This is a genomic window from Dyella sp. 05T440 (genome assembly GCF_056395965.1).
In genome coordinates, this window is record NZ_JBFTKN010000009.1 from 42,090 (window position 1) to 54,005 (window position 11,916).

Sequence of the window (11,916 nt, forward strand, 5' to 3'; positions counted from 1 at the left end):
GCTCCGGGATCATAGGGCCTGCTTCCCGGCGGGCATCTGAACGCGGGCGGGGATTTCTGGCGAGTAGCGGGCACCGGTGAGGCGTCGCCAGGGTTGTAGGAGCGCACTTGTGCGCGACCGGTCCGCCTCGGAGCCGCCTACCGGCGGCGGTCGCGCACAAGTGCGCTCCTACAAAGGGGGCTGCGGTTCCCAGCAGGTTGCGTCGGGCCGGAACGGACGGGGCGAGACGCCCAGCAGCCGTTGCAAATCGCTGTTGTCGGCGATCAGGTCGGCTTCCAACCGTGTCAACGGGCCGCGCAGACGCGGCACGGCGTAGCGTCCCAGGCGCAGCAGCGTGGCCGGAATCGGCACCGGCACGGTGGACGTGGTCAGGCTGCGGCGCACGCGCGCGAACATCTCACCCGCGGTGAGCCGTTCGCCGCCACCCAGCGGCACGATCAAGCCAGCCGCTTCGGGATGATCGAGGGCAGCCACCACGGCGGCGGCAATATCGTCCGCATGCACCGGCTGGCGCAGGCCGCTGCCGGCCGGCAGCGGAAAGATGTGCAGCCGACTGGCGCGACGCGCGATCGGCGTCAGGCTCTTGTCGATGCCGGCGCCATAGATGAGCGTCGGCCGGAAAATAGTCCAAGGCATGCCTTGGCGGTCGCATGCGGCGGCGACGGCAAGTTCGCCATCGCGCAGCGACTGCGAGAGCTCGCGCTCGGCGGGCACATCCGAGGCCTGCTTGGACTCGGCGCTCATCGAACTGGTGGCGATGACGCGCGTGGCCGCCGGCAGCCCGGCCGACGCCAGCCATTGGGCAAACAGATTCAGCGGGCCGAAGTTGATCACGGCCGTGGGGCGGCCCACGTCGAAGAGCGGGCCGGGCAGCGCACCTTGCAGCCAATGGACGCCGGCTTGCGCCGGCCGCGACTGGCGACTCAGGGCGAGCACCGATTCGCCACGCGCACGCAGCCGCGGCAGCAGGAAATGGCCAATCTGACTGCTGGCCCCGAACACAAGCACCGTCATATCAGCCGCCCGATTGCAGGCGCGCCGTCAACGTCGCCAGGCGCGGATTGCCGGGTGCAAGCTTGCGTGCGCTATCGAGCGCCTGCGCCGCGCTGGCGCGATCGCCGTTCTGCAATTCCCGTTCGGCCTGGTCCATCCATGCACCGGCGAGACGGTTACGCAGCTCGCCCTGGCTGGCGCTGCCCGGCGAGAGATCGGCCAGGTCGGCGAGTCGATTGCCTGCGGCTGGAAGATTGCCGCTGGCCAGCGCCTGGTTGAACTGCTGGACGGCCACGCCGGACAGCGACTCCAGCCCGTGACGCGCCGCTTCATTGTTGCCGTCCATGGCCAGGGCCTGGCGGTAGAGGTCATAGGCGCTCTCGCCCGGGGGCAGCATAAGGTTGCCCTGCCGCGCGGCCGCATCGGCGCGCTGGATGGTGCGGGCCAGTTCAGCGCTTTGCTGCGGCGTGAGCGGCGGATGCTGCAGGTTGTCGTTGCTGTCGGCTGCGACATCGCTGGCGATGTCGTTGGCGACCTGCGCTGAGTTTGCTTTGCGCCCTTCGCCACCGATGCGGGCACGCGCCGCCGCCAGGTCGGCCGAATGCGGCGCGATGGCTGCTGCCTGATCCAGCAACTGGCGCGCATGCGCAGGGTCGGCGTTTTCGGCGGCGGCATTGGCCTGCACGATCAGCGCCTGCGCGACCTGGCCCATGCCGGCCTTGGCATCGGCGTTGTCCGGATCGATCGCCAGCGCCGCCTTGAAGTGCGCCAGCGCGGTGTCCTCGCCGGGACCCACGATGCGGCCATCGCGCAACGCGTCCTGGCCTTGCTTGATGGCATCGCTGAGGGCGCCGTTGTTCTGCTGGTTCTCTTGCACCAGCGCCGCACGCAGCGCGGGCAGTTCCGCGTAATTGGGCAGCAGCACGGCGAGACGATCGACCAGGGTCGCCGCCTGCGCGCGATCGCCTGCATCGAGCGCCTTGTGTACCTGGCCGGCGATCGCGTCGCCGACCTGTTCCAGGCCATGCTTGGCCACGGCGTTGTTGGGATCGGCCGCCAGCACGCGGCGATACAGCTCGCCTGCGCCATCGTCTCCTTCGAGCTTGCCCGCGGCGAACGCCTGCTGGGCCTGATCCACCAGGCGATCAGTAGGCACCGCACCGTTGCGCGCCGCCGCCAAGGCCTGGGTCAGCCGATCGACATCGCTGCCGCCACCGAGCAGTTCGCGCGCCGCGGTGAGCGCCTGATCCGCTTCGTCCAGCTTGTGGGCCTGCAGTGCGGCATCCGCTCGCGCGATCTCGGCCTGCCCCACATTGCGCAGCCCGTCGCGGGCGCGGTCGTTGTCCGGCTGGAGGGCACGCGCCGCTTCGAACAACTCACGCGCGCTGCTGCCGTCGTTGCCATCCAGATGGCCTTCCTGCAGCGCCGTTTCCGCGCGCCCCAGGATGCCGTCCAGTTCGGTGTTCGGCACCAAGCCGCGCAGCCTGTCCTGGCCGATCCACAGCGAGGTACCGATGCCGATGGCAATCAGCACTACCACCGGCACCAGCCAGCCCCGGCGCTTGGGACGATGCACCGGCGGGCGCGACGACCCGCCGCGACGCAGGTCGGGATCCAGCGTGAACTTGGGCAGCCCGTCGTCCTCCCGGGACTGGGGCGCCGGCCCGTCCAGGCTGTCGAGGTTGCCAAGGGTGGGCTCGGTGCGGCCCGACACCCCGTGGTCGTGCTGGTCTTTGCGTCCGTTCATGGGTTCACGAAGGTGGGTTAACGTGGGCAGCTTAACATTGCGCCGCTACCGCTCCCGGTTGAGAACGCGCAGTGTTCAGGCTCCGCTGACGCGGCGTGCGTCGACCACGTTGGGCAGCGCCACCAGCCGGCTCAGCAGGCCCGACAGCTGTTCGAAGTCGCGTACACGCAGGGTGAAGCGCATCTCCACTTCGCCGGTGTGGCCCAGCAGCCGGCTGGACGAGGCGATGATGTGCGTGCCCATGTTGCTGATCAGGCTGGTGACGTCCTTCTGCAAGCCTTTGCGGTCATAGCCGCTCAACTCGATGTCCACTTCATAGGCCCGGGCGGCAGCCTTGCCCCACTCCACCTCGATCACCCGATCCGGATCGCGCCGCGCCAGCCGTGCCAGGCTGGCGCAATCGGCACGATGCACGGACACGCCGCGGCCGCGCGTCACAAAGCCGCGCACCGGATCACCGGGCAATGGCTGGCAGCAGCGTGCAAGCGTGGTGAGCAGGTTGCCGACACCCTCGATGCTCAGCGCGCTGTGATCGCGCAGCGCCTGCCTTGCCTGCGCGGCAGCCGAGGGCGGCGGCGCGGCAGGCGGTGGCGCTGCCGCTTCTTGCAACACGCGTGCGATCTGGCCAGGCGCCACGTCGCCGAGCGCCAGCGCCACCAGTAATTCGTCGTGCGTCTTCAGATGGAAATGCGCGGGCAACTTGCCCAGGTCCGCTGCGGGCAGCGCAAGCCGCTTGATCTCCTTTTCGAAGATCGCACGCCCGGCGGCGAGATTGGCATCGTGCGCAATGCGACGGAACCACGTGCGCACTTTTTCCTTGGCGCGCGAGGTATGCAGATAACCGTGATGCGAGGACAGCCAGTCACGACTGGGCTCGGCCACTTTCGCCGTCAGCACCTCGATGCGATCGCCACTGGAAGGCTGGAACGTCAGCGGCACGATCCGTCCGTTGACCTTGGCCCCGCGGCAGCGATGACCCACCTCGGTGTGCACGTGATAAGCGAAATCCAGCACCGTGGCGCCGTGAGGCAGGTCTACCACTTCGCCCTTGGGCGTGAGCACGTAGACGCGATCTTCCAGCAACTCGGTATGCAGTTCGGCGGCCAGATCGCCTTCGCTGTCCGGACGCGGTTCCAGCAGGCGGCGCATCCAGGCGATCTTCGCCTCGAACTCGCTGTCGCCGGCGCCGCCTTCCTTGTAGCGCCAGTGCGCGGCCACGCCAAGCTCGTTGATGCGGTGCATCTCGTGCGTGCGGATCTGCACTTCCAGCGTCTTGCCGCGCGGCCCGATCACCGCCGTATGCAGCGAGCGATAGTCGTTGCCCTTGGGGCGCGCGATGTAATCGTCGAACTCACCCGGCAGATGCGGCCACAGCGTATGCACCACGCCGAGCGCGCCGTAGCAATCGCCAACCGAATCCACCAGCACGCGAATGGCGCGGATGTCGTAGAGATCGGAGAACTCCAGCGCCTTACGCTGCATCTTCTTCCAGATCGAATAGATGTGTTTCGGCCGGCCGGCGAGTTCGGCGCGGATGCCGGCCGCCGCCAGCGAGCCCTGCAATGCATCCAGCGATTCTCGGATGAAGTCTTCGCGATCGACGCGACGTTCGTCCAATAGCCGCGCAATGCGCTTGTAGGTTTCCGGTTGCAGGTAGCGGAAGCCCAGATCCTCCAGCTCCCACTTCAACTGCCAGATACCGAGGCGATTGGCCAGCGGTGCGTGGATGTCCTGCGTGAGGCGCGCCAGCTCCTGGCGCTCGTTGTCCGGCAGGCTGCTCGCCGCGCGCATGTGCGCCAGCTGGCGTGCCAGCAGGATGAACACCACGCGCAAGTCACGGATGATCGCCAGCAACAGGCGGCGCAGCCCTTCGGCGCCACGGTCGGTGCCGTGCTGGGCATGCAGCGCCCATACTTTTTCCGCGGCGAGCTGGCCGCTGACCAGCCGTTGCAGCTCGGGCGGCAGCCCGGCCTCGCGCAAGGCCCACAGGGCCGGATCGATCCGCGACACCTCGAACCAGAGGGCGGCGGCCTGGGTCTGGGCATCGCAGCCCAGCATGGCCAGCAGCTCCAGCACGTCGACGCATTCGGCCTGGTTCATGGGCAGCACCGCGCACGTGTCCAGCGCCTCGCCCAGCACGGGCGGCACGCTGCCGGCGCGTTCGCGCCACTCGGCGAGACCCGAGCTTGCATGGAGGACGGCTTGAACCATGCGGCTATTCTAGGGACGCTCTGGTCTATTGCACATGGGCGGCATGACTCCAGAGCGTGCGCAGGGCGCGAGGTGTGTCGCGGCCCAGGCTGGTTGCCTGGGCAAGACGCGCATCGCGCCCTGCGCACGCTCTGGAGATCACCCGGAGGGCCGTCTCTGTCTGCCCGCAGCTGTGCGTCGCGCCGACTCGACAGGCCACCAGCCTGCCTTCGTCGTCGCAACACCCATCTGCGGGCAGACAGAGACGGTGACGCCCATGTGCAATAGGCCAGAGCGTCCCTAGTGCAGTCACCCTGGTTTCCCGGCGCCTGCATGAACCGGCGATTCATGCCGTGTATGCTGCGCCAGCAACGCTTCACCCCTTGCCCCTAGAGGACTACCCCATGCGTCTGGCCCGTTCGCTGCTGTTGCTGATGAGTGTCGCTCTCGCCGTTCCCTCCGTCGCTTTCGCTGCCGACCAGTACGTACCGCTGCAGCAGCGCATGTCGCCGGAGGAATTCAAGGCGGCGGGCCTGGACAAACTGTCGCCGGATGAACTGAGCAACCTCGACAACTGGCTGAGCGGACACGGCAAGGTCGTGACCAAGGTGGTCGACCAGAGCGGCAAGCCGGTGTTCTATCCCACCACCGAAAAAGCCGGCCCGGTGCAGGCGCATGTGCAGGGTTCGTTCACGGGCTTTACCGGCCATACCCAGGTCACCCTCGACAACAACCAGGTGTGGCAGCAGAGCGACAGCACCCGCGTGTCCTGCATGTCCAGCGAGAATCCGAAGATCGCCATCCGCCGCTCGCTGATGGGCAACTGGATGGCGGCGGTGGACGGTTGCAATGACACTGCGCCGATGAGTCGCGTGAAGTAAATCTCGCCTGTAGGAGCGCACCCTGTGCGCGATTGGCGTGGCGATGTTCACGCGTCGCGCACAGGGTGCGCTCCCACAAATGATGACTCAGGCGAGGTTTTCCAGCGCGCGCATCAGGCGCTTGGCCGAGACCGGCTCGGCCGTCTTCAACTCCTGCGCGAACAGCGACACGCGCCACTCTTCGATCAGCCAGCGCAGTTCATCCAGCGCTTCGGTACCGGCGGCGCGATGCTTGAGGTAATCGCGCCAGAACGGCAGCACCTGCAGCAGTCGTTGCTGATCCTTGGCCGGATCCTGGCGCAGGCGCTCGGCACGCAAACGCATAGCCTTGAGATAGCGCGGATAGTGCGCCAGCCGTGATGTCGGTAGATCACGCAGGAAGCCGGGCGTGAGCAGCGCATCAAGCTGTTCGCGCAGATCGTCATAGCTGGCCCGCGCAAAACCCATCAGCGGTGGTTGCAGCCAGGGTTTCAGATCAGCCTGCGCCTCGATGATGGGCTCGGCCAACTTCAATCGCTCGACGGCTGCGCCAAACAGTTCGCGGGCTGCCTGCGTGTGCAACGCCTCGAACGCCCCGGCAGTGCGCACATTGAGCTGGTAGCGTGACAGCAGGTCCTGCAAGCCGCCTTCGACCAGATCCTCGCGCAGGCCGTCCACGCCGCCGATTGGCGCGTATTTCAATGCGAGCGGATTGCCGACCGGCAGGCGACGACGCGCCTGTTTCATGTCGGTGGCCAAGGCGTTGCGCAACAGGCGAATCACGCCTTGCACGTGCGCTTCGCGTGCCTCGTCGCTGCGCTCGAACACGCGCAGCGCCACCGCGTCGCCCAGGTCGACCAGCGCCGGGAATGCGAGCAGGCCACCGGTCGAGCGCACCTGCTGTGGAATTTCTTCGAAGTCCCAGCTGGCGATGTCTTCACGGGTGAGCTCGATATCGGTCTTGCGCGAAAACGCCTCGCGCGCCTGGCCTTCCCATTGCGCGCGGATGGCGGCGAGGTCGCGCCCGGTCGCCAGCGTCTTGCCGTTTTCGTCGTGCAGGCGATAGCGCATGCGGAAGTGCGCAGGCAGCATCACCTGATCGAATTCGGGCGCCGATATATCGACGCCGGTGGCGCGCTTGAGGAACACAGCAAGCGCCTTGGTCAGCGACTCGTCGCGCGGCGCTTCGGCTTCGACGAAGGCGCGTGCGAAATCCGGTGCCGGCACGAAGTTTCGTCGCAAGGCTTTGGGCAGTCCTCGTATCAGCTCGGCGATTTTTTCAGCGAGCAGACCCGGTACCAGCCATTCGCAGCGCGCGGCGGGCAAAGCGTTCAACATGGCCAGCGGCAGATGCAGGGTGACGCCATCTGCATCGTCGCCCGGGACGAATCGGTATTCGAGACGGTACTTCTGTGGCGGCACATCCAACGACGCAGGGAATGCCTTGGGATCAAGGCCCGCACCACCGCTCATCACATCATCAAGCGACCAGCGCAGTGCAGCCTGTTCAGCCGGACGCGCCTTGCGATACCACGCATCCAATGCCCGACTGTCGGCGATGTCCTGCGGCAGCTTGCCCTCGAAGAAGCTGACCAGCTCGTCTTCATGGCGCAGCAAGCCTTCGCGGCGTTGCTTGGCCTCGATGCCGCGCGCATCTTCCAACACCCGCTGGTTGGCGCGGATGAAGTCAGCGCGCGCGTCGATATCGCAACGGGCCAGGGCTTCGCGCAGGAAGATCTGGTGCGCGAGCGCGGGATCCTGTTTCTGGAAGGTGACCGGCCGACGCTCGACCAGGGTGAGCCCAAACAAACTCACCTGCTCGTACGCGACCACGTGGCCGCGCTTGCGCGACCAGTGCGCGTCACGGCAGGACGCGCGCAAGAGATGCGCGGCCTGCTGTTCGATCCATAGCGGCTCGACGCGTGCGCACATCATGCCCCACACGCGACCGCCGACATCGAGGATTTGTCCCGCGAAGATCCAGTTGGGCGGCACTTTCGAGAGTGACGAACCAGGGAACACCTGGAAGCGGCGTTCGCGCGTGCTGCGATAGACGCCCTTCTCGTCCTTGTGGCCCACCTGGGTGGGCAGGCCGGCGAGCAGGCTGCGATGGATGGCTTCGTACTGCTTCGCGGCCTCGTCGTCGCCCTTGCTCCCTCTCCCCTCCGGGGAGAGGGTTGGGGTGAGTGGCGGGTGCTCGCCCGACCCTTTCCTGTCACTTTTCTTTTCTACGGCAACAGCCGTCGCCTTTGTCGCGCCCCGCAAGGTTGGCCCCTCACCCCGGCCCTCTCCCCGGCGGGGAGAGGGAGAAGTGATGGCTTCTCGCGACGTCACTGCATCCAGCTTCCACCCCAGCTCCTGCACCACCAGCAACAACTGCCGGTGCAGCTCGCGCCATTCGCGCATGCGCATGAAGCTGAGGAAGTGCCGCGTACACCAGTCGCGCAGTTTGGACTGCGTGAGGTCTTCGTGCGCCTTGCCGTAGTCGCGCCACAGATTGAGCACACCAACGAAATCGGATTTCGGATCCGAAAATGCCGCATGCGCCGCATCGGCCTGCTGGCGCGCATCCGCCGGCCGCTCTCGGGGATCCTGGATGCTGAGGAAGGACACGATGGCGAGCACTTCGCGCAGGCTGTGCAGCTGCTGCGCCTCCACCAGCATGCGCGCCAGCTGCACGTCGATCGGCAGCTTGGCGACCGTGCGGCCGGTGGGCGTCAATCGCCGTGCATCGTCGATGGCGGAAATTTCCGCCAGGCGCCGATAGCCGTCCGCCACTACGCGCGGATCGGGCGCTTCGAGGAACGGAAAGTCCTCCACTTCGCCCAACTGCAGCGCCAGCATGCGCAGGATGACGTTGGCCAGCGAGGAGCGCAGCAATTCGGGATCGGTGTAGGCGGCGCGGCTCTCGAAATCGGCCTCGTCGTACAACCGGTAGCAAGTGCCTGGACCCACGCGACCGCAACGACCTTTACGCTGGTCGGCGGCGGCCCGCGAAATCGGCTCCACGTGCAGGCGCTCGAGCTGGCTGCGCTGACTGTAACGCTTGACGCGCGCCTGGCCCGTGTCGATCACATAGCGAATGCGGGGTACGGTGAGCGATGTTTCGGCGACGTTGGTGGCCAGCACCACGCGGCGCTTGATGCCCGGCTTGAAGACGCGATCCTGATCGCCCGCCGACAGACGCGCGTACAGCGGCATCACTTCGGTCTCGCGGTACTGGCGTCGCGAGAGCAGCAAATGCGCGTCGCGGATTTCGCGCTCGCCGGGCAGGAAGATCAACACATCGCCGCGCGGGTCGTCATGGGTGATCTCATCGAGCACGGCGGCCACATGGTCGGCGCCACCCTGCTGCAGATCGCCCGCCCGCTGGCCACGCCGTGCGGCCACCTCGTCGACGGAGCGCCAGCGCACTTCCACCGGATAGGCGCGCCCTTCCACCGACACGATGGGCGCGCCGCTGAAGTGTTCCGCGAAACGTTCGGTATCGATGGTGGCCGAGGTGACGATGATCTTCAGCGACGGACGCTTCACCGCCAGTCGCTTCAGATATCCCAGCAGGAAATCGATGTTGAGGCTGCGTTCGTGTGCCTCGTCGATGATGATGGTGTCGTACGCGCTCAGCCACGGGTCGCCCTGCGTTTCCGCAAGCAGGATGCCGTCGGTCATGAACTTGACCAAGGTGCGATCGGACACCTGGTCGTTGAAGCGCACCTGGAAACCGACCTGCTCGCCCAGCGGGGTCGCCAGCTCTTCGGCCACGCGGCGAGCCACCGAACGCGCAGCCAGCCGGCGCGGCTGGGTACAGCCGATCATGCCCGCTTCGCCACGTCCCGCCGCCAGGCAGAGCTTGGGCAATTGGGTGGTCTTGCCCGAACCCGTTTCGCCGGCGATCACCACCACTTGATGCTTGCGGATCAGCTCGACGATTTCCTCGGCGCGCGCAGTGATCGGCAGCGATTCATCCAGCCGGATCGCCGGCTTGGCATCCGCACGCGCCTTGCGGCGGGCAACGGAAGCGTCGATATCGCGGGTAAGCGCAGCCAGCTTTTTCTCGTCGAACCGGCGCGACAGCTCGCGCCACCGGCTTAGCAGGCGGCCTTGGTCGCGGGTCGATACGTCGTCGAGCGTCTGGCGCAACGGACGCAGTCGCGCGTCGGTGGAGGCGGCGTTGGATGCGGTCGGGGTCATCGGACCGCAGATGATAGCCGCAGAGGGGCTAGTGCGGGACCGCTCAAAAGAACACAGCCGTCCTGCCGGTAACGGCTCGCAGAGGGCGACGGACTGCGGCAGCTTGCCGCGCAAACCTCGATATGCGCCGGCGGCGACGCCAACTCCTTGCAGTAAGCCGTTCAAACAGGGTGATAGGTCAGACCTATCGCCAGCATCAGAAGGATTCATTTCCCCAACAGGTACCGGCTCACTAACCTGAGTCCAGCTTCCCTCCCATCACCCTCTCAAGGAGCACGACATGGCCATTTCCATCGGTATCGCCAAGAAGGACCGGGAACAGATTGGTGAGCAGCTGTCCAAGCTGCTGGCCGATACGTATTCGCTGTATCTGAAGACGCACAGCTTCCACTGGAACATCACCGGTCCGCAGTTCAACAGCCTGCACACCATGTTCGAGACGCAGTACAACGAACTTTGGCTGGCCGCCGACGAAGTGGCCGAGCGCATCCGCACGCTGGATGTATTCGCGCCGGGCTCCTATAGCCAGTTCGGCAAGCTCACCTCGATCAAGGAAGAAGCCGGCGTGCCGGACTGGAAGGAGATGGTGAGCCAGCTGGTTGATGGCCACGAGATCGCCGCCCACACCGCACGGCAAGTGATCAAGGTGGCCGATGGCGCAGGCGATGAAGGCACGGCCGATATCGTCACCGGTCGCCTGAAGGAACATGAGAAAACCGCCTGGATGCTGCGCTCGCTGCTGAAGTAAGCCGCCTCGACACCCTCGCTTTCAAAGCGAGGGTGTGTCGCGTCCCGCAGGCATCACGCTCAGGGCCGCGCCTCCAGCACGATGTTGAACGGCGTCTCCGCAGCGCGCCGGAAGCGCTGGAAGCCGCCGCCGTCCACCACCACTTCGCGCAATTTCGCTTCACCCGCCTGGGCGCCCAGGGCGGGACCATGCCGCGCCAGCGACACGGGCACGCAGATCTGCGCCGATGCGCCGAAATAGACACGCCCCACTGGGTTGAGGTTGTCCTGCACGTGGTTGCCCGCGAACGGCTCGACGATCATGCAGTTGCCATCGGCCTTGAGCGCATCGCGCGCGTGCTTGGCGACACCTACCGGGTCGCCCATGTCGTGCAGGCAGTCGAAGAAGGCGATCAGGTCGAAATCCTTGCCTTTGTAGCCGGTGGCGTCGGCCACTTCGAATGAGGCGTTGACCACTCCCGCTTCGGCGGCACGTTCACGCGCTACGTCGATGGATGGTGCGTGATAGTCATAGCCCACGAACTGCGAGGTGGGAAAGGACTTGGCCATCAGGATGGTGCTTGCCCCATGTCCACAACCGACATCGGCGGCGCGTCCGCCCTTGCGCAATTTGTCCACCACGCCATCGAGTGCCGGCAGCCAGGCGCCGATCAGGTTGGCGTTGTAGCCGGCCCGGAAAAAGCGCTCGGTGCCATGGAACAGGCAGGGATGATGCTCGCCCCACTCCATGCCCTCACCATTGCGGAAGTGTTCCAGGGTGCGGCTCTTGGCATGGAACAGCGCCTCCACGATGGAATAAGCGCCTGGCACATCCACCGGACCGTGCGGGTCGGCCAGGCACAAGGCCTGCTCCTCGTTCAAGCCGTAGCGGCCGGAGGCTTCGTCGAATTCCACATAGCCGCCCGCGGCCTGGTTGCCCAGCCACTCGCGCACGTAGCGCTCGTAAGTGCCGGTGCGCTCGGCCAGCTCGGTCGGGGTCAGGCGTTCTTTCGCCAGCGCCTTGTAGAAGCCCAGCTCGTCGCCGATCTGGATCAGCGTGGCACTGATGGCGGCCCCCAGATCGCCAACGGCTCGTCCCAGGAAAGCGTGAAGTCTTTGTTCATCGATCGCCATGACAGTGCTCCGCGACACCGCCCTTGAGGGCAGTGGAGTAGGATGGAACTTCCTGGATACGCTGGCCGTGGCGAA

The 11,916-nt window shown here is 66.2% G+C and carries 7 protein-coding genes; 2 read left to right on the top strand and 5 right to left on the bottom strand.

Features of this window, described 5'->3' with window-relative positions:
- Positions 1–168: 168 nt before the first annotated feature.
- The 3 genes from AC1DE1_RS13035 to AC1DE1_RS13045 all read right to left on the bottom strand — a co-directional run bounded on the left by AC1DE1_RS13035 (position 169) and on the right by AC1DE1_RS13045 (position 4,951).
- Entirely contained in the window at positions 169–1,014 is an 846-nt protein-coding gene (locus AC1DE1_RS13035; RefSeq protein WP_477176224.1) for an SDR family oxidoreductase, read from the bottom strand.
- A gap of 1 nt (position 1,015) precedes the next feature.
- Positions 1,016–2,740 carry a tetratricopeptide repeat protein gene (locus tag AC1DE1_RS13040; protein WP_441603069.1) on the bottom strand — a complete coding sequence of 575 codons (1,725 nt, stop codon included), beginning with the start codon at positions 2,738–2,740 and terminating at the stop codon, positions 1,016–1,018.
- Positions 2,741–2,815: 75 nt separating this feature from the next.
- The gene (locus AC1DE1_RS13045; RefSeq protein ID WP_477176225.1) at positions 2,816–4,951 is read right to left on the bottom strand and encodes a RelA/SpoT family protein; all 2,136 of its coding nucleotides are present in this window, start codon (positions 4,949–4,951) and stop codon (positions 2,816–2,818) included.
- Positions 4,952–5,334: 383 nt separating this feature from the next.
- On the opposite strand from AC1DE1_RS13045, the gene AC1DE1_RS13050 reads away from it, so the two are divergent.
- The gene (locus AC1DE1_RS13050; RefSeq protein WP_477176226.1) at positions 5,335–5,811 is read left to right on the top strand and encodes a hypothetical protein; all 477 of its coding nucleotides are present in this window, start codon (positions 5,335–5,337) and stop codon (positions 5,809–5,811) included.
- Between the two features lie 87 nt (positions 5,812–5,898).
- On the opposite strand, the gene hrpA is transcribed toward AC1DE1_RS13050, so the two are convergent.
- Complete coding sequence (gene hrpA, locus AC1DE1_RS13055) at positions 5,899–9,981, bottom strand: ATP-dependent RNA helicase HrpA (protein WP_477176227.1); 4,083 nt, start codon at positions 9,979–9,981, stop codon at positions 5,899–5,901.
- 280 nt (positions 9,982–10,261) lie between these two features.
- Here hrpA and AC1DE1_RS13060 point away from each other — a divergent pair, with 280 nt between their 5' ends.
- Positions 10,262–10,729, top strand: a complete 468-nt coding sequence (locus AC1DE1_RS13060; protein WP_441603073.1) for a Dps family protein — start codon at positions 10,262–10,264, stop codon at positions 10,727–10,729.
- Between the two features lie 59 nt (positions 10,730–10,788).
- Here AC1DE1_RS13060 and AC1DE1_RS13065 read toward each other — a convergent pair whose 3' ends face one another.
- Entirely contained in the window at positions 10,789–11,841 is a 1,053-nt protein-coding gene (locus AC1DE1_RS13065) for a class I SAM-dependent methyltransferase (RefSeq protein ID WP_441603074.1), read from the bottom strand.
- Positions 11,842–11,916 lie beyond the last annotated feature (75 nt).

Coding starts and splice junctions, on each gene's coding strand:
- AC1DE1_RS13040 (WP_441603069.1), bottom strand. CDS start 2,740: ATGAACGGACGCAAAGACCAGCACGACCACGGGGTGTCGGGCCGCACC.
- AC1DE1_RS13035 (WP_477176224.1), bottom strand. CDS start 1,014: ATGACGGTGCTTGTGTTCGGGGCCAGCAGTCAGATTGGCCATTTCCTG.
- hrpA (WP_477176227.1), bottom strand. CDS start 9,981: ATGACCCCGACCGCATCCAACGCCGCCTCCACCGACGCGCGACTGCGT.
- AC1DE1_RS13060 (WP_441603073.1), top strand. CDS start 10,262: ATGGCCATTTCCATCGGTATCGCCAAGAAGGACCGGGAACAGATTGGT.
- AC1DE1_RS13050 (WP_477176226.1), top strand. CDS start 5,335: ATGCGTCTGGCCCGTTCGCTGCTGTTGCTGATGAGTGTCGCTCTCGCC.
- AC1DE1_RS13045 (WP_477176225.1), bottom strand. CDS start 4,951: ATGGTTCAAGCCGTCCTCCATGCAAGCTCGGGTCTCGCCGAGTGGCGC.
- AC1DE1_RS13065 (WP_441603074.1), bottom strand. CDS start 11,841: ATGGCGATCGATGAACAAAGACTTCACGCTTTCCTGGGACGAGCCGTT.